27 protein-coding genes are annotated in these 23,785 nt (G+C 70.4%); 9 read left to right on the plus strand and 18 right to left on the minus strand.

Annotated elements, in window-relative coordinates:
• Positions 1-594: 594 nt before the first annotated feature.
• The 10 genes from ABZ911_RS35695 to ABZ911_RS35740 form a co-directional block, all read right to left on the minus strand.
• Entirely contained in the window at positions 595-1,161 is a 567-nt protein-coding gene (locus ABZ911_RS35695) for an Rv3654c family TadE-like protein (protein WP_358066432.1), read from the minus strand.
• 690 nt (positions 1,162-1,851) lie between these two features.
• The gene (locus ABZ911_RS35700; RefSeq protein WP_358066435.1) at positions 1,852-2,244 is read right to left on the minus strand and encodes a TadE family type IV pilus minor pilin; all 393 of its coding nucleotides are present in this window, start codon (positions 2,242-2,244) and stop codon (positions 1,852-1,854) included.
• A 7-nt stretch (positions 2,245-2,251) separates the two neighbouring features.
• A complete protein-coding gene (locus tag ABZ911_RS35705) occupies positions 2,252-2,554 on the minus strand; it encodes a DUF4244 domain-containing protein (RefSeq protein ID WP_358066438.1) in 303 nt (100 codons plus the stop codon).
• A gap of 829 nt (positions 2,555-3,383) precedes the next feature.
• Positions 3,384-4,175: a type II secretion system F family protein gene (locus ABZ911_RS35710; RefSeq protein WP_358066441.1), complete on the minus strand. Its 792-nt coding sequence runs from the start codon at positions 4,173-4,175 to the stop codon at positions 3,384-3,386.
• A gap of 131 nt (positions 4,176-4,306) precedes the next feature.
• Positions 4,307-4,999: a type II secretion system F family protein gene (locus ABZ911_RS35715; RefSeq protein WP_358066444.1), complete on the minus strand. Its 693-nt coding sequence runs from the start codon at positions 4,997-4,999 to the stop codon at positions 4,307-4,309.
• Complete coding sequence (locus tag ABZ911_RS35720) at positions 4,987-6,213, minus strand: TadA family conjugal transfer-associated ATPase (RefSeq protein ID WP_358066446.1); 1,227 nt, start codon at positions 6,211-6,213, stop codon at positions 4,987-4,989. The genes ABZ911_RS35715 and ABZ911_RS35720 overlap by 13 nt, the downstream gene beginning before the upstream one ends.
• The gene (gene ssd, locus ABZ911_RS35725; protein ID WP_358066449.1) at positions 6,210-7,247 is read right to left on the minus strand and encodes a septum site-determining protein Ssd; all 1,038 of its coding nucleotides are present in this window, start codon (positions 7,245-7,247) and stop codon (positions 6,210-6,212) included. Before ssd ends, ABZ911_RS35720 begins: the two co-directional genes overlap by 4 nt.
• A 153-nt stretch (positions 7,248-7,400) precedes the next feature.
• Positions 7,401-7,757, minus strand: a complete 357-nt coding sequence (locus ABZ911_RS35730; RefSeq protein ID WP_358066452.1) for a hypothetical protein — start codon at positions 7,755-7,757, stop codon at positions 7,401-7,403.
• Positions 7,754-8,059: a hypothetical protein gene (locus ABZ911_RS35735; protein ID WP_358066455.1), complete on the minus strand. Its 306-nt coding sequence runs from the start codon at positions 8,057-8,059 to the stop codon at positions 7,754-7,756. The genes ABZ911_RS35730 and ABZ911_RS35735 overlap by 4 nt, the downstream gene beginning before the upstream one ends.
• A 647-nt stretch (positions 8,060-8,706) precedes the next feature.
• Positions 8,707-9,489 (minus strand): oxidoreductase, encoded by a 783-nt coding sequence (locus ABZ911_RS35740; protein ID WP_358066458.1) that lies wholly within the window; start codon positions 9,487-9,489, stop codon positions 8,707-8,709.
• 283 nt (positions 9,490-9,772) lie between these two features.
• On the opposite strand from ABZ911_RS35740, the gene acs reads away from it, so the two are divergent.
• The 5 genes from acs to ABZ911_RS35765 all read left to right on the plus strand — a co-directional run bounded on the left by acs (position 9,773) and on the right by ABZ911_RS35765 (position 14,988).
• Positions 9,773-11,746, plus strand: coding sequence for an acetate--CoA ligase (acs, locus tag ABZ911_RS35745; protein ID WP_358066461.1), 1,974 nt, complete (start codon positions 9,773-9,775; stop codon positions 11,744-11,746).
• Between the two features lie 162 nt (positions 11,747-11,908).
• Entirely contained in the window at positions 11,909-13,135 is a 1,227-nt protein-coding gene (nhaA, locus tag ABZ911_RS35750) for a Na+/H+ antiporter NhaA (RefSeq protein WP_358066464.1), read from the plus strand.
• Between the two features lie 31 nt (positions 13,136-13,166).
• Positions 13,167-13,619, plus strand: a complete 453-nt coding sequence (locus ABZ911_RS35755) for a phage holin family protein (protein WP_358066467.1) — start codon at positions 13,167-13,169, stop codon at positions 13,617-13,619.
• Positions 13,609-14,529, plus strand: coding sequence for an alpha/beta hydrolase (locus ABZ911_RS35760; protein WP_358066470.1), 921 nt, complete (start codon positions 13,609-13,611; stop codon positions 14,527-14,529). The genes ABZ911_RS35755 and ABZ911_RS35760 overlap by 11 nt, the downstream gene beginning before the upstream one ends.
• 18 nt (positions 14,530-14,547) lie before the next feature.
• Positions 14,548-14,988 carry a DUF309 domain-containing protein gene (locus ABZ911_RS35765; RefSeq protein ID WP_358066473.1) on the plus strand — a complete coding sequence of 147 codons (441 nt, stop codon included), beginning with the start codon at positions 14,548-14,550 and terminating at the stop codon, positions 14,986-14,988.
• Here ABZ911_RS35765 and ABZ911_RS35770 read toward each other — a convergent pair.
• Positions 14,985-16,175 carry a MarP family serine protease gene (locus tag ABZ911_RS35770; protein ID WP_358066476.1) on the minus strand — a complete coding sequence of 397 codons (1,191 nt, stop codon included), beginning with the start codon at positions 16,173-16,175 and terminating at the stop codon, positions 14,985-14,987. The genes ABZ911_RS35765 and ABZ911_RS35770 overlap by 4 nt on opposite strands.
• 82 nt (positions 16,176-16,257) lie before the next feature.
• On the opposite strand from ABZ911_RS35770, the gene ABZ911_RS35775 reads away from it, so the two are divergent.
• Positions 16,258-16,791, plus strand: a complete 534-nt coding sequence (locus tag ABZ911_RS35775) for a HEAT repeat domain-containing protein (RefSeq protein WP_358066479.1) — start codon at positions 16,258-16,260, stop codon at positions 16,789-16,791.
• Here ABZ911_RS35775 and ABZ911_RS35780 read toward each other — a convergent pair.
• Together ABZ911_RS35780 and nth are read right to left on the minus strand one after the other, a co-directional pair.
• Positions 16,753-17,403 carry a CoA pyrophosphatase gene (locus tag ABZ911_RS35780; RefSeq protein WP_358066482.1) on the minus strand — a complete coding sequence of 217 codons (651 nt, stop codon included), beginning with the start codon at positions 17,401-17,403 and terminating at the stop codon, positions 16,753-16,755. The two genes, ABZ911_RS35775 and ABZ911_RS35780, sit on opposite strands and share 39 nt — an antisense overlap.
• A 37-nt stretch (positions 17,404-17,440) precedes the next feature.
• Positions 17,441-18,148, minus strand: coding sequence for an endonuclease III (gene nth / locus ABZ911_RS35785; protein WP_358066485.1), 708 nt, complete (start codon positions 18,146-18,148; stop codon positions 17,441-17,443).
• 69 nt (positions 18,149-18,217) lie between these two features.
• Here nth and ABZ911_RS35790 point away from each other — a divergent pair, with 69 nt between their 5' ends.
• Positions 18,218-18,898, plus strand: coding sequence for a Crp/Fnr family transcriptional regulator (locus ABZ911_RS35790; RefSeq protein WP_358066488.1), 681 nt, complete (start codon positions 18,218-18,220; stop codon positions 18,896-18,898).
• Here ABZ911_RS35790 and ABZ911_RS35795 read toward each other — a convergent pair.
• The 4 genes from ABZ911_RS35795 to ABZ911_RS35810 are packed head-to-tail and all read right to left on the minus strand — an operon-like array spanning position 18,880 to position 21,134.
• Positions 18,880-19,668, minus strand: a complete 789-nt coding sequence (locus ABZ911_RS35795) for an MBL fold metallo-hydrolase (protein WP_358066491.1) — start codon at positions 19,666-19,668, stop codon at positions 18,880-18,882. The genes ABZ911_RS35790 and ABZ911_RS35795 overlap by 19 nt on opposite strands.
• Positions 19,665-20,471: an NUDIX hydrolase gene (locus tag ABZ911_RS35800; RefSeq protein ID WP_358066494.1), complete on the minus strand. Its 807-nt coding sequence runs from the start codon at positions 20,469-20,471 to the stop codon at positions 19,665-19,667. Before ABZ911_RS35800 ends, ABZ911_RS35795 begins: the two co-directional genes overlap by 4 nt.
• A gap of 49 nt (positions 20,472-20,520) precedes the next feature.
• Positions 20,521-20,982: a RidA family protein gene (locus tag ABZ911_RS35805; RefSeq protein WP_358066497.1), complete on the minus strand. Its 462-nt coding sequence runs from the start codon at positions 20,980-20,982 to the stop codon at positions 20,521-20,523.
• Positions 20,979-21,134, minus strand: coding sequence for a hypothetical protein (locus ABZ911_RS35810; RefSeq protein WP_358066500.1), 156 nt, complete (start codon positions 21,132-21,134; stop codon positions 20,979-20,981). The genes ABZ911_RS35805 and ABZ911_RS35810 overlap by 4 nt, the downstream gene beginning before the upstream one ends.
• A gap of 106 nt (positions 21,135-21,240) precedes the next feature.
• On the opposite strand from ABZ911_RS35810, the gene ABZ911_RS35815 reads away from it, so the two are divergent.
• Both ABZ911_RS35815 and ABZ911_RS35820 read left to right on the plus strand, forming a co-directional pair.
• Entirely contained in the window at positions 21,241-22,215 is a 975-nt protein-coding gene (locus ABZ911_RS35815) for an ArsA-related P-loop ATPase (RefSeq protein ID WP_358066503.1), read from the plus strand.
• A complete protein-coding gene (locus tag ABZ911_RS35820; protein ID WP_358066619.1) occupies positions 22,215-23,342 on the plus strand; it encodes an ArsA family ATPase in 1,128 nt (375 codons plus the stop codon). Before ABZ911_RS35815 ends, ABZ911_RS35820 begins: the two co-directional genes overlap by 1 nt.
• A 47-nt stretch (positions 23,343-23,389) precedes the next feature.
• On the opposite strand, the gene ABZ911_RS35825 is transcribed toward ABZ911_RS35820, so the two are convergent.
• Complete coding sequence (locus ABZ911_RS35825; protein ID WP_148036282.1) at positions 23,390-23,686, minus strand: WhiB family transcriptional regulator; 297 nt, start codon at positions 23,684-23,686, stop codon at positions 23,390-23,392.
• Between the last annotated feature and the right edge of the window lie 99 nt (positions 23,687-23,785).

Raw genomic sequence — 23,785 nt, forward strand, 5'->3', positions numbered from 1 at the left:
TGTTCACTTGCTCCCACGAAGGGATGACTCCTTCCCCACCCTCAGCACAGAGTTTTATGCCTGTTTGCTACCTCTATCCATTTTGACAGGGAGGGGCCTGCTGTTGGTAGGACAGGCCCCACAGTAGGCGGCTGAGCAGGAGCGCACCGTGTGGGTCGGAAAGGATGCGCCAGGTCTGGTGGTAGTGGTTTGTGGAGAATCGGGCCCTTGTGCCAGGCCGGAGTGTGATCACTCGGTAGTCCCGGCCATCGGCCCGCACATCGTGTCGATGAAGCTTGAGGCGGTCGCCGACCGCGCGGGTGTTGGATGGCCTGGGCTGCTTATGCTCCGGCACAGTTCACCACGATCTTCCTTCCTGTTCGTTGATCCCATGAGAACGTGGGTCGCCCGATGTTCTCAACGGGATTTCAGGCAAGGCCCTCCGCTGAGATCACCAGCCCGTCTGCGGCCATGCACGCCAGACGGTCTCGTCCAGTGAACTGGCGTGTTCGGTGATCGTCTCGAAGTCGCCCGGGAGTCGCTCAGATCTCCGCCCGCGTCCCTGGTGGGATGCGGCATCGCGGGCGGAGCCGCGTCCCTGGTGGGATGCCGCATTCAGTGGGAACGGCCGGGGTCGATCTCAGCAGGGCCGGCGCGGGCGTGTCCCGTGACGGCGCGGGTTCCCAGGCCGGGGAGGGCGAAGCTGACTGAGGTCGTCACCTCGGCGACAGGCTCGATGATCGCGCACTCGAGTAGCACTGCGCCGTTCGCCTGCGCCAGCGTCGCCGCATGTGCGCAAGCCTCGACTGGGTCGGCGAAGGCCCGCCGTGCCGCTGCCAAGGCGCTCAAGTCCGCGGCACTCTGTGCCCGATGATGCGCGACCCTCGCGGCCCCCACGATCGCGAAGGTCATCCCCACCATCAGCACCAATCCCATGACAGCCACACACCAGATCGTCGCCGACCCCCTGTCCTTCACCCGAGATCGCTTGCGGGACGGGGTGTTGGCTGCCAGCAGATTCCGACAAGAACACCGACCACCGCGCCGAAACCGGCCCTGTTCCCGTGCGTCCCCGAAGGTGCCTTCCGCCTCGTCGATGAGCCCGTCGGCTCGATCAATCCGCCCAACATCGACCGGCTGCCCACCAGCCACAGCCCCATCCAGTGGAACCAAGCTCACCACCGCCAACCTCCTTCTCCAATAGCCGCCCCCCACCCCGTTCCGGGCTGCAAGGGTTCCAATGCCTTGTCAGCCCCCTGCGGACGGCCTGATCACTTGCACCCTGATCATCCGCCTGCTGATCATCCGTGCGCTGATCATTCGGACGCTCAGTCGCAGCCGCCTTCCTGCACGCCGGCCCTCTCTCGCTGTGCCGGGTCCTTCGCCTCCGGAGCCGAGACCACGTCCTCCTCCGGCTCCGGCATGCTGACTGCGCTCCCGGCCTGGCCTTCGTGCTCCCCATCACCTCTCTACTGCGGCACTCAGCGCGCGCTTCAACCTCACGTTCACTACGCCCTTCGGCCCTCCCGCATCGCCTAACTCACCCTCTGTGTCACCCTCCGGCCAGGGGTCGCGTGATCGGGCAGCCGGACCGCCCTCCCGCGATCGCCCCAACTCGCCCTCTCTGTCACCTCTCACCTCCACCACTCCGCTCCTGCTCCGGCCTTGATCCTGCTCCGGCTTCTGCCCCTGCTTCTGCTCCGGCTTCTGCCCCTGCTCCGGCTCCGGCTCCGGCTCCGGCTCCGGCTCCGGCTCCGGCCACTGGCGCGGCCTGTCCTCCTTGCCGAGCCTCCCGGTCTCCCCGTGTTGCCCTGCCTCGGCTCAGCCTTGGCCCCTCTTAACCGTGTTCTCTTGGCGGATGAGGGGGCGCGGTTATGGCAGTGAGGAGCCTGCTTCTTCTGCGCCGGGTTCAGTCGCGGAGACGGCGGTGGCGGATACGTCGACTGCAGGAAGCGTGGGGCCCCACGGAGGTTTGATTGGGGCTGAGACTTCTACTCGGGTGGTGCCGGCTTCTCTGTTGATCTCCACCGAGGCGCCGGGGGGTGCCGCGTTCGAGACTCGGCTGCGTACCTGGTCGAGTGGCTCGCCTCTGGCTGCGGCCCGGGCTCCCGCGCGGGCCGCGTCGACGCATTTCAGGTGGGCTTCCACCGCGCCCACCGCCCAGAGGGCTGCTGCGAGCACCACCATCAGCGCGGGCAGGACGGCGGCGGTTTCTGCCGTTACCGAGCCTCTTGAACGTGCTCTGCGCCGCGCGTTCTGGTGCATGGGAGCCTCAGTCGGCCGTGTTCAGGGCGCGGTTGACGAGGGTGGTGAGCATTTCCTGCACTTCCGTGCTGGTGACGACTTTGAAGAGCAGTGCGGCGAATGCGCAGGCGGCGATCGTGCCTACGGCGTACTCGGCGGTGGACATGCCGCGGTCGAGGCCTGGTCGGGGGCGCTGCGCCAGGCAGGCAATCCACCATGCGTTGAGGCGGGTAAGAAGTCGCCCGGTGCGCGCAGCTGGCCTGGGTGCTGGCGGACGCATGGATTCGGCAGGGTGACCGGTGGTGGGCGGATTGGCGGTCGACTCTCGCATCGTTCCTCCTGTGGTGAGGGCCGGGAGGTTGCCCGGCGGTGGGATCAGGTTCGTTGACGAGGGAGAGTCTTCTGGGAGCCGAACGGGGTTCTGGGGATAACGAGCTTCGTCCGGGGACTACCTGTGGACAAGACGGGTCACCACCCGTGGAACGCCACCTGCCAGCCGCCAGCGCGCGGGCGGGCGGGCGGGCCAAGCGGGTGGCCGCGGACGGTAACACGAAGACCCAGCGCACGGCGGATACGCGGAGACGCACCGCACGGCTGCATACGGAGACGCTGCGCGCAAAGGGGACGAGAAGACGCGGTCCCGCACGGGAGAACGAGCGGTCCCGCACGGGAGAACAAGAGGACGCGGTCCCACGAGGGAACAAGAGGACGCGGCCGCGCACGGGAATATGAGATGACGTGGCGCACGGCGGACCGAGAAGACGCGGCGGACTACGCCGCGCCGGCGAAACCGCCGCCACCACCGCCGACTGCCTGCGCGCCGCCGACGCTCGATGAAAGGGAAGACGTAGCCAGGGAAGACGCAGCGAGCAGGCCGCTCGGGCAAGACCCAAAGGTCAGGAGATGCAGGGTGTAGGTCAGCGGCAAAGGTTCCGTGGCAGATGTTCCGTAGCGGAGGCTCCGTCACGGCCCGACCGCCAAGGATGCGGCACTTTGGAGGGAACTCGAAGAGCGCTTGTCCGAACGGTGACTGGCTACGCCGCTCCGTCTTGGAAATGCCGTGTCCCCAGGGCAGCCGCTATCCCTGCGGTGCCCTTCGTCATCCCACTCTCCCTCCGCCCACCTCCCACGCCCCCGCCCGCATCCCACGCCCTCCCCCGCTAAGGGAAGACGACCGCGCTCGCGAGGCCTGCAACCACTGGAATGATGCCCAGGAGCACGAACGCAGGCAGAAAGCACAATCCCAGTGGTGCCACGGCTTGTACGCCGACGCGGCGGGCCGCGGCGACGGCGGTGGCGTGAGCGGATTGGCGGGCGTCGTCGGCGAGGCGGGTGAGGACGTCCGCGACGGGAGCCCCGCTCTGGGCCGCGCGGCTCATCGCTCTCGACAACTGCCCCATCGACGACTCCCCGCCCAGCGTCGCCCACGCGGGCTCCGGATCGGCTCCCAGACGCAACTGCCCGCTCACCCAGGCGAGCCTCCTGCCGAGCGGCCCGCCGATCGCTTCGGCCGCTATCTCGGTCGCCGCGCTCACGGGCTGGCCGGCCTGCAGGCAGGACACCATGAGGTCGGCGGCGAAAGGAAGGTCGGCGGTGATGCGTTCCCGATCGCGACGGACTTCGGGAGGCACGCGCCGATGTACGAGAGCGACGACGACCACCGCGACGACCACCCCGGCCACGATGCCGGTGACACCCCCCACGACTGCACCCACGCAGAGTCCCGCGCAACCGCCAGAGAGCAGCGTACGGCGATCGGCCCCGCCTACGGCGCCCGATTCGAGCCAGTCTGGAGCGGCTTCCGTAACGGCGGGAACGTCCTTCGCCAGGCTGTTCGGGTTCGACGCGCTGCCGGGTGGGCGCAGGGCGTTGAGGCGTTCGGCCGGCGTCCTCGGCGAGATCCACAGCCACACCGCCACACAGGCACACAGGATCGACACCACCTCGATCATTGACATATCTCCTGACATGAACACCGTTGAAGTGTTGAGAGCGGCCTCAGGCGGACACGGCATGCGGTGGCACACCGGATCCGGCTGCCGCCGAGCGCGTTGGCATATGTCCGCAACCGGACGGGACGGTGTCACACGTTCTCCGCCCGGCCGGCCATGCGATGCGTCCACCAGAGACCGCAAGCGTTCAGCCCCACCCCTGTAACCAGGCAGGCGGCTCCGGGAAGGCTGCCGAACAGGAAGTCGAGCGGACGCATCCCCATGGCACCACCGAGTACAAGCCCCAGCACGGGAAGCCCGGCAAGCATTCTGGCGGTCGCGCGAGGACCGGCGAGTTGGGCGGAGATGTCCTGGCGGTGCGCCTGGGCGGTGCGCAGGGATGCGCCGACCCGGTCGACGAGGGCCGCCAACCCGGCCCCCACGGTCACGCTCACATCCCAGCACGCCGCCAGCCTCCGTAACCCTTCCCCGCCGGGCACCGAGCTCGCCGCCACGAGCGCCGCCACCACGTCGCCGCCGTCTCTGGCCGCCGCCAGGAGCGGGCGCATCGCTTCGGCATCGGGAAAGTCCACGGCGTCGACGGCTCTGGCCAGAGCTTCTCCAGCGGTACGACCGGCGGCCAGTTCCGCCGAGAGGGCGTGGCACAGCTCGATGCAAGCCGTGCGCCATGCTTCGGCTCGGCGGGCGGGGCGTGGGCGGGTGAAGAGCGGGCGGCTGTGTGGGCGTTTGCCGATGAGCAGCCGGTCGACGCGGAGTTGGGCGGGGGTGGGCGCTGTCCACATCCACACCGCGAGGGCGGCGGCCAGGGCGGCTATCGCGGCCATGCGAGACCTTCACTTGGCAGGAACGGTCGTGGGGGCGAGATGGGCGCCCGTGCCGCCAGCGCCTCGTAGGCCGGGCCCGCCCGTGCCCGACCGTCTCCGGCGAAGGTCATGGCGGGGTGTGATTCCACGAAGCCCGAGGGGCCGCGGGTGAGCAGGCAGATCTCCGCGATGCGGCGGCGGCCGTCGTCGCGGCCTCGGGTGAGGTGGATGACGACGTCGAGGGCGGCGGCGAGCTGGCTGTGGACCGCTTCCCGGCTCAGCCCGGCGGCGCAGGCCAGCGCTTCCAGCCTCGGGGGCACGTCGGCAGCCGTGTTGGCGTGCAGGGTGCCGCAGCCGCCCTCGTGGCCGGTGTTGAGCGCCGCGAGGAGGTCGACCACCTCCGCTCCTCTCACCTCTCCCACGACGACCCGGTCGGGACGCATGCGCAGTGCCTGCCGTACCAGGTCGCGCAGGCCCACGCCGCCTGCGCCCTCCAGGTTGGCGGGGCGGGATTCCAGGCGGACGACGTGCGGGTGGAGGGGGCGTAGTTCGGCGGAGTCTTCGACCAGGAGGAGGCGTTCGCCCGGGTCGGCGAGGGAGAGCAGGGCCGACAGCATGGTGGTCTTGCCGGTGCCGGTGCCGCCCGTGACGAGGAACGCCAGGCGGGTCTCGACGACGGCGGTGAGGAGTGGGACGGCTTCGGGGGCGACGGTGCCCGCCCGGACGAGGTCGGGGAGAGCGAAGGTACGGCGGGGCGGCAGGCGCAGCGAGATGCTGGTGCCGCCCGAGGCGATCGGGGGAAGGACCGCGTGGAGGCGCACCCCGCCGGTCAGGCGGGCGTCGACGTGCGGGGAGGCGTCGTCGAGGCGGCGACCGGCGGCTGCGGCCAGTCGCTGCGCGAGGCGGCGGACGGCACTGTCGTCGGGGAAGGTCACGCTGGTACGGCGAAGACCGTCGCCGTCGTCGACCCAGACCTCGCGAGGGCCGTTGACCAGGACGTCGGTCACGTCGGGCTCGGCGAGCAGGGGTTCGAGCGGGCCCGCGCCGATGAGGTCGGCGCACAGAGCGCGGGTGACGGCGAGGATCTCGGCGTCGCCGTACACGGACTTCTCGGCGCGCAGGGCCAGCGCGACCTGGGCGGCGCTCGGCTCCACGCCAGTGCGCGCCAGCCGCACCCGGACGGCCTCGACCAGTGCTCTGGGAGCCGGGCCGGGTGAGGCGTCGTGAGTGGTCATGGCGTGAGGAGGTCGGACAGGAGGGAGACGCAGAGGCGGCCGAGCGGGGTTCGGTCGGTGAGGGCGGGCATCTCGCCTCTGTTGAGGGCCGCTGACAGGCGGGGCTGGTCGGGGAGGGCGCCCGCGCAGGGCACGTCCAGGGAGGAGGCCACCACGTCGTCGTCGAGCACGCCGGGGCGGATGATCGCGCGCACGTCGGTGGTGTTGCGGGAGATCTCGCTGAGCACCTGGGCTGCGGCCAGGACGCCGCGTACGTCGGCTGTGACGACCAGGAGGGTCGTGGCGCTGCGGCTGAGCGCCTCGGTGGCGGCGGGGTCGAGGTGGCGCGGCAGGTCGACGACCACGAGGTCGAAGCCGCGCCGTCCGGCTTCCAGCACCGAGCGCATCGCCTCGGGCGGGATCGCCTCGACCTCGCCCCGGTGGAAGGACAGGACGGTCAGGTCGCCGTACGCGGGGAGGGCGGCCCGCAGGGCGGCCGAGCTCACTCGTCCTTCGCGGGCCACCAGGTCCGTCCACCTGGCTCCGGTGGCCTCCTCCTGGCCGAGCAGCGCGTCGATGCCGCCGCCGAGCGGGTCGGCGTCGAGCAGGAGGGTGCGCCGGTCGCGGCGGGAGGCGGTGAGGGCCAGGCAGGCCGACAGGACGCTGGCGCCCGCGCCGCCGCGCCCGCCCGCCACGCACACGATCACCCCGGCCCGTGGCGCGGGCTCCATGACGTCGGCGAACTCCTCGACGAGGTGCCGTTCGCCGGAGGGGAGTTCGACCACGTGCTGGGCGCCCACGGCGACGCAGCGGCGCCAGGTGTCGGGGGTGCTCTCGCGCGTCGCCAGGAACACGCGCCCGCGCCCCGGGGGGCCGGTCGCCGACAGGGCGTCGGCCAGGTCTTCGCCGACCACCACCAGCGGGGCCTGGTTCCAGAAGGGTCTGGCGTGGAGGGGGGCGTGGGCGACGTCGAGGTGGGCGCCCGCCGCCGCGGCGATGCGGACGAGGTCGTCGAGGAGCTCGTGGTCTTCGGTGATGACGAGCGGGCGGGTCATGGGGCCTCCTGTCGATCGGAGGCCCACTTTGGCGAGGAGGGTGAGGGGGCGCGGCGGCCGAACGCCGTTCTGTGGACAAGTGCGACGCGTGCGCGGACTGCCTGTGGACAGCTCTACGCGGCCTGCCACTGAACACAGCGCACGAGAGCGCCGTCAGCCGGTGCGACCGGGCACCACCTGGGCCGTCGGCGGCGTCTTGATCTTGACCTTGCCGCCCCAGCCCGTCAGCCGCATGTCGATGACTTTGTGCACGTTGACGTCGGTGCCCCTCGGCCCTGGCTGCGTATACGAGGTCCAGCCCCGCCTGACCAGTTGGTCCTTCCCTATCCACAGCCGCCAAAGGATCTTGCTCTTCTTGTCCTCGCGGTCGAACACTCCACGGAGCGCGGACCTGAGCCAAGGGGTGACCTCGGCCAACTGGCCCAGCGTGATCGTCCCCTCGTAGCGGGTGGTGCCGCCGCCCGCCGGGCTCCTGGTTCTGGTGGTGGCGAGCACCGCCTTGAGGATCACGGGGTCCAGTACGCCGATGCGGCCGAGCCCCAGCGTGGCACGGTACCCCTTGCCGCCACGATGTCGCCGGCACCGAACTCCACCCGCCCGCCGCTCTTGGTTGTCAGGTCGAGTCCGCGTCCCCGGTCGCCCCTGGTCACTCGGACCTCTACCTGCGAGAACCTGACGCCGTACCCCTTGACCAGGGCCCGCTTGAGCGCCGCCACCGGGCCGGTCGCCAGTTCCCGGCGGTCGTTCGCCGCCTGGCGGCCCCGGATCCGTCGGCCAGGACCAGCGCCCCCAGCACGATCGCCGCGCCCCATGCCCTCATCGACAACACCAGCCGATCTCCCAAGGTGAGCGGTCAAGGCTCCTGGAGAAAAGGGGCGACCCCCGCCGGGGGGGAGAGCGGGGGTCGCCTGACCGGTCCGGCTCCGGGGGGGTAGAGCCGGGCCCGTTTCAGAAGAAAGCTTTCAACACTTGACCAGAGCATGGCAAGGGACATGCAACGCAATCCCATGCACAGTCGCCCCAGTTTCAGGAGATACCACCGTATGCTGCCCGATCAACTCGAGTTTCGTCGAGGAGTAATCTCGTATTTTCGCTAGTTTTTTTGCCCGTAGCCGGACGACTACATGGTGCAACCCATCCCACGATCACCCTGTGTCATCACCCTGGCGACTCCCGCCAAGACCGCCGAACGCGAGTGAGGCTCGCCGTGAGACCCCTGTCCACGCGGGAGTAAAGGTCTTGGTCGCAGGGGTTCCCATCAGGTGGAATCCGACGTACAAAGGTTTCACGGACGACATGTCCGGGTGCGTCAGCCGGGTACCCACGCGCGACCAGCCGCGGGAGGCGCGTCGAGACGGGCTTGACCCGCTCCGACGAATCAAGGTGCACGCTTGGTAACCCGGTGTGACGCACCGGCAGACGGCGTCTCAGTTCTGGGACGCCGTCCGCTATGCACGATCTACCCCCGCTGCAGCGCCTCGCAGATGGCCGTGGTCTCGCGCACCCCGAGCACGACCGCCGAGGCGCACTGCCGTACCCACGCGGCGACGCCCTCGCCGGTGCCCGAGAGGTAGGACCTCAGGCCGTCGGCGTACGGGAGTTCCAGGTGTCCGACCTCGACGGCGGCCAGGGACTTGGGGTCGAGGCCGTGTTCGACCAGCGTGAGCCGCTCGGCGGTGCGCGCGACGACGCCGTCGGCGGTGCCGAAGGGCCGGAGTACGGCAAGCTCGGCGTGCACGATCGCGGCGAGCACCAGCGCCGGCGCCTTGGTCGGGCTCATGAGCAGCTTGACCAGCCCCTCCATCCGAACGGCCAGCTCCTCGCCCTCGGGCGCGGCGCCGAGCCCGAGCGGGTCCGAGACCACCTGGCCGCCGCCTCGGGGACGCCCCAGGTCCGCCTCCGGAACCAAGCCGGCCGCCGCCACGGTGTGCAGGCGGGCCAGCACCTGCCGGGGTGCCGTCCGCCACGTCCCGCCGAGCCGCCCCATCTCGGCGGACGCCCGGAGCGCCCCCTGCACCACGGGATCGGACACCTCGTCACGCCGCAACGCGTCCAGCGGCACGTCGACGCCTTCGAGAGCGGCGGACGCGCGGGCTCCGCGCAGGGACGACTCAGCCGAGACCGCGGGGCTGCGGCGGCGCAGGACCCGGTGCCGGTACAGCCGGTCGACGGCCTCGCGGGCCTCCTCCACGGCCTCGGACACACCCGGCAACTCGGCGATGACAGCCAAAGGATCGCTCACGCCTCCCGACCTTACCCGCCAGTAGACAGACTCCAGGCAGCCCCGAACACAAATCCGAAGAGCCGATTATCGACAGCTTCCGACCGCTCGCCGCCGCCACGCCGGATATTTCTAAGATTTCAGGATGACAACGGTTTAATAGCATTTGTCATGTCCCGCTGATATCTCACCGGCCCGGATCACCTGTTGGTACAGACCTGTCTAGACCTCTTGTGGTGACGCCCTCCGGCCTGGTGAAGTGGGACACGACCTATCCAACCTGGCCATATGAAGGAGCAACGAAGTGGCCCCGGAGACCCCTGGCAACGACACTCAGGCGCTGTCGAACCTGCTTCATGAGAACCGCCGGTTCGCACCGCCGGCCGAGCTCGCCGCGGCCGCGAACGTCACCGCCGCCGCCTACGACGAGGCCGCGGCCGACCGCCTGGCCTTCTGGGAGCGCGCGGCCGACCGGTTGAGCTGGACCAAGCGGTGGGACACCACGCTGGAGTGGAACCCTCCCTTCGCCAAGTGGTTCGTGGGCGGGCAGCTCAATGTCGCCTACAACTGCGTGGACCGCCATGTGGAGGCAGGTCGCGGCGACAAGGTCGCCTACCACTGGGAAGGCGAGCCGGAAGGCGACAGCCGTACCCTCACCTATGCCGACCTGCAGCGGGAGGTCAACAAGGCCGCCAACGCGCTGGCGGAGCTCGGGGTCGCCAAGGGCGACCGGGTGGCGATCTACATGCCGATGATCCCCGAGCTGCCGATCGCGATGCTGGCCTGCGCCCGCATCGGCGCGATCCACTCGGTGGTGTTCGGCGGCTTCTCCGCCACCGCGCTGAAGAGCCGCATCGACGACGCCGACGCCAAGCTGGTCATCACCGCCGACGGCGGCTACCGCAGGGGCGCGCCGAGCGCGCTGAAGCCCACGGTGGACGAGGCGGTCGCGCAGACGCCGCAGGTCGAGAACGTCCTGGTGGTCCGCAGGACCGGCCAGGAGGTGGCGCTGACGGACAAGGACATCTGGTGGCACGACCTGGTCGAGCGCCAGAGCGACCAGCACGAGCCGCAGCCGCACGACGCCGAGGACCCGCTGTACATCCTCTACACCAGCGGCACCACGGGAAACCCCAAGGGCATCCTGCACACCACCGGCGGCTACCTCACCCAGACGGCCTGGACCCACGACGCGGTCTTCGACCTCAAGCCCGAGACCGACGTCTACTGGTGCACCGCCGACATCGGCTGGGTGACCGGCCACTCCTACATCGTGTACGGCCCGCTCGCCAACGGCGCCACCAGCGTCATCTACGAGGGCACCCCCGACACCCCGCACCGCGGCCGGTTCTGGGAGGTCGTGCAGAAGTACAAGGTGACGATCCTCTACACCGCGCCCACCGCGATCAGGACGTTCATGAAGTGGGGTGACGACATCCCCGCCAAGTTCGACATGTCGTCCCTGCGCATCCTGGGCAGCGTCGGCGAGCCGATCAACCCCGAGGCCTACGTCTGGTACCGCGAGCACATCGGCGGCAACCGCTGCCCGGTGGTCGACACCTGGTGGCAGACCGAGACCGGCGCCATCATGATCAGCCCGCTGCCGGGCGTGACCAGCGCAAAGCCGGGCGCGGCGATGCGCCCGCTGCCGGGCATCACCGCCGACGTGGTCGACGACCAGGGCGTCAGCGTGCCCGACGGCGGCGGCGGCTTCCTGGTGGTGCGCGACCCGTGGCCGTCGATGCTGCGCACGATCTGGGGCGACGACCAGCGCTACATCGACACCTACTGGTCCCGCTTCGAGGGGATGTACTTCCCCGGCGACGGCGCCAAGCGCGACGAGGACGGCGACCTGTGGCTGCTCGGCCGCGTGGACGACGTCATGCTCGTCTCCGGCCACAACATCTCCACCACCGAGGTGGAGTCGGCGCTGGTCAGTCACCCGAAGGTGGCCGAGGCGGCGGTCGTGGGCGCCACCGACCCGGTGACCGGCCAGGCGATCGTGTCCTTCGTCATCCTGCGCGGCTCCGCCGAGGAGGGCGCGGACATCGCCAAGGAACTGCGCGACCATGTGGCCAAGACGCTCGGCCCGATCGCCAAGCCGCGCCAGATCCTGGTCGTGCCCGAGCTGCCCAAGACGCGGTCCGGCAAGATCATGCGGCGTCTGCTGCGCGACGTGGCGGAGAACCGCAGCGTCGGGGACGTCACCACGCTGGCCGACAGCACGGTGATGAACCTGATCTCGGAGAAGCTGCCCTCGGCCAAGTCCGAGGACTGACGACCTGAACCAGGGCCCGCGGGAGACGTCCCGCGGGCCCTTCGTCATGCCCGGGTAGGCGTCAAAAGCACGTATGGATAGGCTGGCGAGCAGGTGTGCCGGGAAGTCTGGTCGGCGTGTGGGGGGACCGACCTCTCTCACCAGCCCACCGAGGGGGTACACGTGCGCCGAGCCGCCGAAGTATGGCCGCTCCGACCGACCGTCCGATACGCTCGCACGCTCGCCGAGGCACTGCGCGCGGAGACCATCGGCGGCATCATCATGCTGGTCGCCACCGTCGCCGCGCTGATCTGGGCGAACGTGTCGACCGAGTCCTACGAAGCGCTGCGCCAGGCGAAGTTCGGACCCGAGAGCCTGCACCTGAACCTCGAACTCGTCCAGTGGGCCCAGAACGGCCTGCTGACGATCTTCTTCTTCGTGGCGGGCCTGGAGGTCAAGGAGGAGTTCGTCCACGGCGAGCTGGCCAACCTGCGCAAGGCGGCCCTGCCGATCATCGCGGCGGTGTGCGGCATGGTGGTTCCGGCGCTCATCTACCTGGCGATCAGCGCCGGAGCCGAGGGCGCGAGCCGGGGCTGGGCGATCCCGACGGCGACCGACATCGCGTTCGCGCTGGCCGTCCTGGCCGTGACCGCGAGCGCGATGCCCGCCGCGCTCCGCGCGTTCCTGCTGACCTGCGCGGTCGTCGACGACCTCGGCGCCATCGCGATCATCGCGATCTTCTACACGGACCGGCTGAACGTCCCCATGCTGCTGGCCGGCGTCACACTGATCGCGGTGTACGGCGTGCTCCAGCACCGCAAGGTCACCAGCCTGTGGATCTACCTCCCCCTGGCCGTGGCCGCCTGGTACTTCGTCGAGGTCAGCGGCGTGCACGCCACCGTGGCGGGCGTCGCGCTCGGCCTGCTCACCCGCGTGACGACCACCGACCAGGAGGACAGCTCCCCCGCCGAACTCGCCGACCACTACATCAGGCCCATCTCCGCCGGTTTCGTGGTGCCGGTGTTCGCGTTCCTGTCCGCCGGGGTATCACTCGGCGGCGGCACCCTCAACGCCATCTTCACCGATCGGGTAGTCCTGGGGGTGATGGTCGGCCTGGTGATCGGGAAGTTCCTCGGCGTGTTCGGCGGCGCCTGGCTGTCGGTACGGCTGGGCCTGGCCAGACTGTCCGAGGAGCTGCACTGGCGGGACATGGCCGCGGTGTCGCTGCTGTGCGGCATCGGGTTCACGGTCTCGCTGCTGATCGGCAACCTGGCCTTCAGTCAGGACCCGGTCCGCGCCCAGACGGTCACCGCCGGTATCCTCGCCGCCAGCCTGGTGGCGTCGATACTGGCGGCGGTTCTGCTGCACGTGCGGGTGCGCAGCCGCCGAGATGCGCTGGAAGATGTTTGACATGGCCACCGGGCCCGGATAGGAGACGTTCATGTCGCAGAGTCCCGAGGAAGAATCGCTGGGCGCGCTGGTCGCCCAGGCGAGCGACCACATCTCGACGCTGGTGCGCTCGGAGATCGAGCTGGCCAAGGCCGAGCTCAGGTTCGACGTCAAGCGGGTCGGCACCGCGGCGGGGCTGTTCGCCGCCGCCGCCTTCATGGCACACCTGTGCCTGATCCTGGCCTCGTTCGCGATCGCGTACGTCATGGTCGAGCTCGGCCTCGCCCAGTGGCTGGCCTTCACCATCGTCACGATCTTCTACCTGCTGGTCGCGGCACTGCTGGTCTTCGTCGGGACCCGCAAGCTCAAGGGCCTGGCCGGCATGAAGCGCACCACCAGGTCGATCAAGGGCCTCAAGGAGATCACCTCTTCCGAGGAGGAGCTGCCGGTCACCGCCGGACAGCTCGGCGTGCACAGGGAACCGGTGAAACCAGATGGCCGTTGACGAGACCTTCACCCAGATCGACGGCCCCTGGACGCACCGCGCCGTACACGCCGGCGGCACCCGCTTCCACGTCGTGGAGGCCGGCGAGGGGCCGCTGGTGCTCCTGCTGCACGGCTTCCCGCAGTTCTGGTGGACCTGGCGGCACCAGCTCGCCACCCTGCCCGCAGCCGGCTACCGCGCGGTCGCGGTGGACCTGCGCGGGTACGGCGGCAGCGACAAGCCCCCGCGCGGCTACGACCTGCCCACCCTGGCGGGCGACGCCACCGGCCTGATCAGGGCGCTCGGCGAGACCGGCGCGATCGTCGTCGGCCACGACTGGGGCGGCCTGCTCGCCTGGACGATGGCGGTCACCGCGCCCAAGTCGGTGCACCGCCTGGTCACCGTCGCCGCCGCGCACCCACTGCGGCTGCGCAGCGCGCTGCGCACCGACCCGTTCGGCCAGCTCAAGGCCAGCCGGCACGCCGTCGGCTTCCAGCTTCCGCTGCTGCCCGAACGCCGGCTGACCCGGCACGAGGGGGCGCTCGTCGGCAGGCTGCTGGACGCCTGGTCGCGGCCCGGCTGGCCGGACGCCGACACCTCGCGGACCTACCGGGAGGCCTTCCGCATCCCGGCCGTCGCCCACTGCGCGCTGGAGTACCACCGCTGGTTCGGCCGCTCCCAGTTCCGCCCCGACGGGCTGCGCTTCGCCAGGACCATGCACACCGAGGTCGAGGCGCCCACACTGCAGTTGCACGGCGCGCTGGACCGGTGCATCCTGCCGCGCACCGCGCAGGGGTCCGGCCGCCATGTCGCCGCGCCGTACCGCTGGCGGCTCATCGAGGGCGCCGGGCACTTCCCGCACGAGGAGACGCCGGAGGAGTTCGACGCCGAGCTGCTGGGCTGGCTGGCCGATGCCGAGCCCGACCGATGAGGAACCGATGAGGAGCCGATGAGGGACCGTGACCCGGCCGGCCGGCCACGCAACGCCCGCCCCCGCGACAAGTACGGCAGGCCCCTGCCGTACGGCACGCAGGGCGTCGAACGCGTGCCCGACGACTACGCCCCCACCACCGCGCAGGCCCTCGCCGACGCCAGGTCGCACCTGGAGGCGGGCCGCCCCTTCCACGCCCACGAGATCTTCGAGGGCCGCTGGAAGTGCGCCCCCGCCGAGGAACGCGAGCTGTGGCAGGGCCTGGCCCAGGTCTGCGTCGGCCTCACCCACCTCCAGCGCGGCAACCCCCGCGGCGCCCTGACCCTGCTGAGCCGCGGCGCCGCCCGCATCCAGCCCTACGGCCCCCCGTACGACACCGTGGCGAGCCTGGCCCTCACCCTGGACCACGACAGCGACCCCACCAAGGCGATCACCGAAATCCTGGCCGCGCTCGGCTAGTCGCAGTCCTGGGTGTCGGCCTGGGAGGTGTCCCGTTCGCCCTTGACCGCGTCGGGGCGGACCTCGCCGGCGGTCAGCACGTAGCCGGTCTCCTCCTGGTTGGTGGCGGCGGCGAAGATGACGCCGAAGACGCGGCCGTCGACGGTGAGCAGCGGGCCGCCGGAGTTGCCGGGCAGCACCTTGCCGCGGATCGCGTACACCTCGCGGGTGACGTTCGAGCGCCGGTAGATGTCGGGGCCGGAGGCCTCCTGCCTGATCCGGATGCGGGCGGGCTCGGCGGTGAAGCCCTGCCCCTTGGGGAATCCGGCGATGATGGCGCTCTCGCCCTTCTCCGCGGTGCCGTCGAAGGCGAGCACGGGCAGGTTGAGGCCGGGGACCCGGAGGATGGCGATGTCGCGCTGCGGGTTGTACAGGACCACCTGGGCGTCGTGCACCTCGTTGGCGGAGTCGGTGACCTTCAGGTCCCGGGTGACGCCGGCGACCACGTGCGCGTTGGTCATGATGCGCTCGGGGGCGTAGACGAAGCCGGTGCCCTCGATGCGCTTGCCGCAGCTCGGCGCGTTGCCCTGCACCTTGACGATCGCCTTCTGCGCCCTGGTCAGCTTGGCGCCCTGCAGCACGCTCTTGGCGGGCGGCGGCACGTCGACCCACTGCCCGGCGCCGATCGCGTCGAAGACCGGCGGGAACTCCGACCGGTCGATGAACTCCTTGAACGGCCCCTGCCAGTTCCGCGCCGCCTGCGGGACCGCCTGGTCGACGGTCGACAGCAGCAGCGACTCCTTGACCTGGGTGCTCAGCGCGGTGAACGAGGTCGAGACGATCAGCGACCCGATCAGCCAGGCGATCACCAGCACTGACAGCGCGCTGGCGAACGTGCCGCCCACGGCGTCGGCGACCTTGGCCGGCTCCCAGGTGACATGGCTGCGCACGACGGCGCCGAGGGTGGAGGAGGCGAACTGGCCGACCGTGGCGGCCAGGAAGACGATGACGATGGCGAGCAGCGCCTGCTCGGTATCGCCGTCGACCACCGCTTTGGCGATCGGCGGCGCGATGAATACGCCGAGCACGGCCCCACCCACGAACCCCACGAAGCTGAGCACGCCGATGATGAATCCCTGCCGGTACCCGGAGATGCCGAAGGCGATCACAAGGCCGATCAGAATGAGGTCAAGCAGATCACCGCGCACGGTTCAAAGGTATCCAGCGTTACGGTCAAGCGTGCACGTCTTCGGCTAGGACCGCGTCAGCCCAACGGCTAGCTTGTGCGGTATGCCGCTGATCGGGGGAACGGTGCGCGATCTTATCGAGGCGGCTCTGCGGGACGCCGATCCCGACGGGCCGGTGCGCTGGCAGGCGATCGCTCTCATGCAGGCGCGGGGCGACCTGGAGACGTTCACCGAGGCCAGGCGGCTGTGCGCGGGCGAGAGCGTGGCGGAGCGGCTGCTGGGCGTCGACATCCTGGGCAGGCTGGGCAGGTTCAAGGACCGCGCGCTGCCCGTGCTGCGCTACCTGGCGGCCAGCGAGACGGACCCGATGGTCCTCTACTCCGTGCTGATCGCCTTCGGGCACCTGGGCGACCGCCGCTCGCTTCCGTCGGTGATCGACCTGGCCGCCAGCGAGGACCCCAGAGTCCGGTACGGCGCCGCCTACGCCCTGCCCAACGTGATCGGCAACCCGCCCGACCCCACCGGCCTGGCCGCGCTGCGCGAGCTGGCGAAGGACAGCGACGACGACGTGGCCGACTGGGCGACGCTGGGCATCGCGCTAACCACGGGCGGCCAGGTTGACGACATCGGGCGGTAGGTCCTCCTCCCGCCCCGGATCCCAGTCGCGCTCGAACCCCCCGGCCCGCAGCGCCCCGTCGAGGACGAGCGCGGTGAACCCCCACACCAGCAGCCCGCGCACCTTGAACGCCGGGCCCGCGTAGCCGGTCGGGTACCGCAGCGTGACCCGGTTGGCCGGGTCGACCAGCTCGGCGATCGGCACCCGCTCGACCGACTCGACCTCGTCGGGTGAGGCGGCGTGCACCGCGCTCGGCGTGTGCCACCAGCCGATCACGGGGGTGACCCGGTTGTCGCTGCGCCAGACGTACAGCTCGGGCAGTGTGCGGACGACGCGTACCCCGGCCGGTTCGAGGCCGGTCTCCTCGGCGGCCTCGCGCAGCGCGGCGCCGATCGCGCCGTCGTCGTCGGGGTCGACGCCGCCGCCGGGGAAGGCGGGCTGGCCGGCGTGCCGGCGCCCGCGCGAGCTGCGCTGGATGAGCAGGACGTCGGGGCCGTGCGGCCCCTCGCCGAAGAGCATGAGCACGGCGGCACGGCGCCCGCCGCCGTGGGCGGGCGGGCGCAGCGTCTCCGGCACGGGATGCTGCTCGGCCTTGGCCGCGAGCCGGTCGAGCCAGACGGGCACCTCGATCACGAAGACTCCAACGCTGCCGGGGCCTTGCGGCTTCCCTTCACGAGAACGGGCCGGGCCGCACCAGCTTGGCGGCCTGCTTGGCATCGGTGGGGCCGGTGCCGTACGACGGGCAGAGGGCGGCCAGTGAGCAGGCGCCGCAGGCCGGTCGGCGGGCGTGGCAGATGCGCCGGCCGTGCCAGATCAGCCGGTGCGACATGACGGTCCAGTCGCGCTTGGGGATCAGGTCGCCGATGGCGTGCTCGATCTTCACCGGGTCGGTCTCGGTGGTCCAGCCGAAGCGCCTGGTCAGCCGCTGGAAGTGGGTGTCGACGGTGATGCCGGGGACGTCGAAGGCGTTGCCGAGCACCACGTTGGCCGTCTTGCGGCCGACGCCCGGCAGCGTGACCAGGTCCTTGAGCTTGCCGGGCACGGCGCCGCCGTAGCGGTCGCGGACGGATCTGGCCATGCCGATGATGCTGTTGGTCTTGGCCCGGAAGAAGCCCGTGGACCGGATGATCTCTTCCATCTCGGCGGGGTCGGCCGCCGCGTAGTCCTCGACGGTCGGGTACTTCGCGAACAGGACCGGAGTAACCATATTCACCCGTTTGTCCGTACACTGCGCCGAGAGGATCGTGGCGACCAGCAGCTCCAACGGGTTGCTGAAGTCCAGCTCACAGTGGGCGTCGGGATACGTTTCGGCCAGGATGCGGTTCATCCGCCGGGCGCGACGCACCAGGGCGAGCCGTGACTCAGGGGACATCCCCATAGCCTATGCGCATGGGCCACTCCTGACCTCTGAAGTGGGGTGCGTCACAATGGCAGACAAGGAGGCAGAGTGAACACCGAAGACGTGCTGGGTAAGGCCCCCCTGTTCGCCGCGCTCGACCGCGAGAGCGCCGCCGCGCTGCGGACGAGCATCACCGAGATCCAGCTGTCCAAGGGACAGACGCTGTTCAGCGAGAACGAGACGGGTGACCGCCTCTACGTGGTGCTCGAGGGCAAGATCAAACTGTCCCGTACCGCGCCCGACGGCCGGGAGAACCTGCTGAGCGTGCTCGGCCCGAGCGAGATGTTCGGCGAGCTGTCCCTGTTCGACCCCCGCCCGCGTACGGCCACGGCCGCCGCGCTCACCGACGTGCGCCTGGCCGGGCTCGGCCACGACGACCTGCGCCCGTGGCTGACCGGCCGCCCGGAGGTCGCTCTGCACCTGCTGCGCGCCCTGGCTCAGCGCCTGCGCAGGACCAACGACGTGCTGGCCGACCTGGTCTTCACCGACGTGCCGGGCCGGGTCGCCAAGGCTCTGCTCGACCTGGCCGAGCGCTTCGGCAGCAGGGCCGACGACGGCCTGCGGGTGCACCACGACCTCACTCAGGAGGAGCTGGCCCAGCTCGTCGGCGCCTCACGCGAGACGGTCAACAAGGCGCTGGCCGACTTCGCCCAGCGCGGCTGGCTGCGCATCGAGGCCAAGGCCGTGGTCATCCTCGACATGGACCGCCTCTACAACCGCTCCAGGTAGTCCAGCTGCGCCTGGACCGACATCTCGGCGGCGAACCAGAGCGACTCGTCGACGTCCGCGTAGACGATCTCCACGATCTCTCGCGGCGTCTTCGCTCCGGCCTGCTTCGCCGCCCTGATCTGGTCGAGGCGCATCCGCCGGTGCGCCAGGTAGCCGTCCAGCGCGGCGATCGGGTGGGCGAGCACCGGCCCGTGGCCCGGCAGCAGCGCCTCGGCGCCCAGTTCCTCGGCCAGGGCGCGCAGCCGATCGAGGCTGCGCAGGTAGTCGGCCAGGTTCCCGTCGGGGGCGATCACGGTGGTGCCCCGGCCGAGCACGGTGTCCCCGGTGAGCATGGCGGAGTCGTCGGGCAGCCAGAAGCACAGCGAGTCGAACGAGTGGCCCGGCGTGCCGTACACGCGCAGGTCGAGGTCGTTCACGGTGAACACGTCGCCGTCGGTGAGGCCCTCGTCGCCCAGCCGGTGGCGTGGGTCAAGCGCCCGTACCGGGGCCTTGACCAGTTCGGCGAGGCGGCGGGCGCCGCCGCTGTGGTCGTGGTGGCCGTGGGTCAGCAGGATGTGCCGGACCCGGCGGGCGCCCAGGTGCTCCACGAGTCGTTGCAGGTGCGCCTCGTCGTCGGGGCCGGGGTCGATCACGATGACGTCCTCGGCGCCGAAGACCCAGGTGTTGGTGCCGTCGAGCGTCATCTCGCCCGGGTTGGGGGCCAGGATGTTCTCGGCGTGATCGGTACGCGAGCCGTCGGGGCCCGCCAGCGGGATGTACAGGCCGCTCACTCGGGGGTCACCAGCCAGAACCGCCCGTCGATCTCGACCGCCTCGGGCAGGAATGTGATGATCTCACGGGTGGCTGCGAAGACCTCCTCGACCGTGCCGTAGGCGACCAGTTCACTCAGCGTGCGGCGGGTGGGCGGCATGAGGAAGATCTCCCCCCGGTCCGCCTGCCCGATCGCGTCCGCGGGAGTCTGCCAGACCACCTTGTCCGCCTCGCCGCCCACATCCCGGGTGCGCTGGCCGTACGGCAGGGCGGCCACGAAGAAGCGGGTGTCGAACCGCTTGTGCTCGATCTCGGGCGTGATCCAGTGCGCCCACGGCTTGAGCAGGTCCGAGCGGAGCACCAGGCCGCGCCGGTCCAGGAAGTCGGCGAAGGCCAGGCTCCGGTCGATCAGCGCGAGCCGGTCGGCCTCCCAGTCGTCCCCCGTGGTGTCCTCCACCACGGAATCGGCCCCGGGCCCCGCCAGCAGCACCCCCGACTCCTCGAAGGTCTCCCGTACGGCGGCGCAGACCAGCCCGCGCGCCGTCTGGTCGTCGGCGCCGAAGACCGCGCCCCACTCCTTCGGAGAGGGCCCGGCCCAGGCGACCGCATGGTCGGTGTCCCGCGGATCCACCGACCCGCCGGGGAAGACGTACGCCCCGGCGGCGAAGGCCATCGTCGCCTTGCGCCGCAGGAGGTAGACCTCGGGCCCCTCGCGCAGGACCACCACAGTGGCGGCGTCCCGCGCGGGGACCGGCCGGATCCGCCCGGCCAGGATGTCGCGTGCTCTCTCGCCGAACTCTGCAGGAAGCGGAATGCCGTTCACTATGACCTCCACCAGAACATCACTCGGTCATGGTGACATACCGGACTTCCTACCTGACTTCGGCGATCAGCTCCACCTCGACGGGCGCGTCCCGAGGCAGGACCGCGACGCCCACCGCGCTGCGGGCGTGCTTGCCCGCCTCGCCCAGGACCTCGGCGAGCAGCTCGCTGGCGCCGTTGATCACACCGGGCTGACCGATGAAGTCGGGCGAGCTGGCCACGAAACCGACCACCTTGACGATACGCACGATCTTCGACAGGTCGCCGACCTGCGACTTGACCGCCGCCAGGGCGTTCAGCGCGCACAGCCGGGCCAGCTCCTTGGCGTCCTCGGCACTGACCTCGGCGCCGACCTTGCCGGTGCGCTTCAGCTCACCGTCCGCGATCGGCAGCTGACCGGAGGTGTAGACGTAGTCGCCGCTCCTGATCGCCGGGATGTAGGCGGCCAGCGGCGGCACGACCTCGGGCAGGGTCAGGCCCAGCTCGGTCAGGCGCTCTTCGGGGGTGCTCATGCCTTCTCCCGCTTGAAGTAGGCGACGAGCTGCTCCGGGGTGGCGCCCTGCAGGATCTGCACCAGCTCCCAGCCGTCGGCGCCGAAGTTGTCGAGGATCATCTTGGTGTTGTGCACCAGCACGGGGGCCGTGAGGTACTCCCATTTCTTCATGCGCATCAGCGTAGTGCGGCGCCACTGTGAGCAATCTCAAGGTCGAGGTCAAGTGACCGTTCGGTAGCCTGCAGGTGTGGAAGCCAGGGATAGGGATTGGGACGGCGTGCGACTGCATGTGGTCACCGGCAAGGGCGGCACCGGGAAGACCACGGTGGCAGCCGCGCTCGCCCTCGCTCTGGCCTCGGGTGGCCGCAAGGTCCTCCTTGTCGAGGTCGAGGGACGGCAGGGCATCGCGCAGATCTTCGACCTGCCGCCGCTGCCGTACGAGGAGCGCAAGATCGCCGTGGCGCCCGGCGGCGGCGACGTGCACGCCCTGGCCCTCGATCCCGAGGAGGCCATGCTGGAGTACCTGGAGATGTTCTACGGCATGCGCAGGGCCGGGCGGGCGCTGACCAAGATGGGCGTCGTGGACTTCGCCACCACCGTGGCCCCCGGCTTTCGCGACGTGCTGGTCACCGGCAAGACCTCCGAGGCCGTGCGCAGACGCGACCGGCACGGCAGGCGGGTGTACGACGCGGTCGTCCTGGACGCCCCACCGACCGGCCGGATCACCCGTTTTCTCAACGTCACCGGCGAGGTGGCCGGGCTGGCCAGGGTCGGCCCGATCAAGAACCACGCCGATCTGGTGAGCGGAGTGGTCAAATCCCCCGAGACAGCCGTTCACTTCGTGACGCTGCTGGAGGAGATGCCCGTTCAGGAAACGCTGGACGGCATTGCCGAATTGCGTTCGGCCGGGCTTCCGGTGGGTGGGATCTTCATCAACATGGTTCGTGAATCACTGCTTCCGGCGGCGGATCTTGACACGGCTGTCAAGGGCGGATTCGACGTCGGGGAGCTCGCGCTCGGGCTCAAGGCGGCGGGGCTGGCCGACGGCCCGGCCGACGCCTCCGCCGTGGCCGAGGCGCTGGCCGAAGAGGTGGCCGAGCATGCCCGCCGTACCGAACTCGAAGCCAGGGAGCGGGACTCCCTGGCCGGGGCGGCGGTGCCGAGCTACGAGCTGCCGCTGCTGGCCGACGGCGTCGACCTGGCCGGACTGTACGAACTGGCCGAGACCCTCAGCACCAAGGGAGCAGCGTGATCAGGACCGCGCCCGGCCTCGACCTGGACGCCATCATCGACGACCCGGGCACCCGCATCATCGTGTGCTGCGGCTCCGGCGGAGTGGGCAAGACCACCACGGCGGCGGCCCTCGGCCTGCGCGCGGCCGAGCGGGGCAGGTGTGCGGTGGTGCTCACCGTCGACCCGGCGCGTCGGCTCGCCCAGTCAATGGGCCTCAGCGAGCTCGACAACACCCCGCGGCTCATCAGCGAGCCCGAGGGCGGCGGCCAGCTCTTCGCGATGATGCTCGACATGAAGCGCACCTTCGACGAGATCATCGAGGCGCACGCCGACCCCGAACGGGCCCGGCAGATCCTGACCAACCCCTTCTACCAGTCGCTGTCCTCCAGCTTCTCCGGCACCCAGGAGTACATGGCGATGGAGAAGCTGGGACAGCTCAGGCGCTCCGACGAGTGGGACCTGATCATCGTCGACACCCCGCCGTCGCGCTCGGCGCTGGACTTCCTCGACGCGCCCGAGCGCCTCGGCCGCTTCCTCGACGGGCGCTTCATCAGGCTGCTGATGGCCCCGGCCAAGGCCGGCGGGCGCAGCGCCTTCAAGCTGCTCAACGCCGGGTTCGGGATCGTCGCCGGGGCGATGACCAAGCTGCTGGGCGCGCAGGTGCTCAAGGACCTGCAGACGTTCGTGTCCGCGCTCGACGCGGTCTTCGGCGGGTTCCGGCAGCGCGCCGAGACGACCTACAAGCTGCTGCAGGCCCCCGGCACCGCCTTCCTGGTGGTCGCCGCGCCCGAACGCGACGCTATGCGCGAGGCGTCCTACTTCGTGGAGAGGCTCGCCGAGGAGCGCATGCCGTTGGCCGGACTGGTGATCAATCGGGTCCACCTGTCGCCCGCCGGAGGGCTCTCAGCGGCGCGCAGCACCGCCGGGGCCGAGGACCTGGAGTCGCGGGGCGAGCACGAGCTGACCGCCGCCGTGCTGCGGCTGCACGCCGGACGGATGCAGCTCGCCGCTCGGGAACGGCGCGAGCAGGAGCACTTCGTCTCCGCCCACCCCACCGTGCCACTCGTTCAGGTCCCCGCGATGTCGGAGGACGTCCACGACCTGGCGGGTCTACGCCAGATCGGGGAGCTCCTGGCTCGGGCATGACAGCACGGCCGACGGGGGTGACGTCGGCCGTGCTTCCCGCGGGCCGATCAGCCCGCGATCAGCTCATTGGTTCGTTCGTACTCTTCCTTCGCCGACTCCAGCAGCTCGCGCCAGGAGTCCACATCGGGTCGCCGCCGTAGCAGTGCCCGCCGTTCCCGCTCCGTCATACCGCCCCATACCCCGAACTCGATGCGGTTGTCGAGCGCATCGGCGAGGCATTCGGTACGGACCGGGCATCCTCGGCAGATCAGCTTCGCCCTGTTCTGAGCGGCCCCCTGGACGAACAGAGCGTCCGGGTCCGCACCCCGACAGGCGGCACGGGAGGTCCAATCCGTGATCCACATGTTTCGACCCCACTCCCCTTAGGTGGTCAGTCGTCATTTGGGGCCGACGGGCGCGGGCGCCGAGCCTCCGTATTCAGTTGCCGCAGAGGAGAACGTACG

Origin of the sequence: Nonomuraea sp. NPDC046570, from assembly GCF_040645915.1 — a bacterium.
GTDB lineage: Bacteria > Actinomycetota > Actinomycetes > Streptosporangiales > Streptosporangiaceae > Nonomuraea.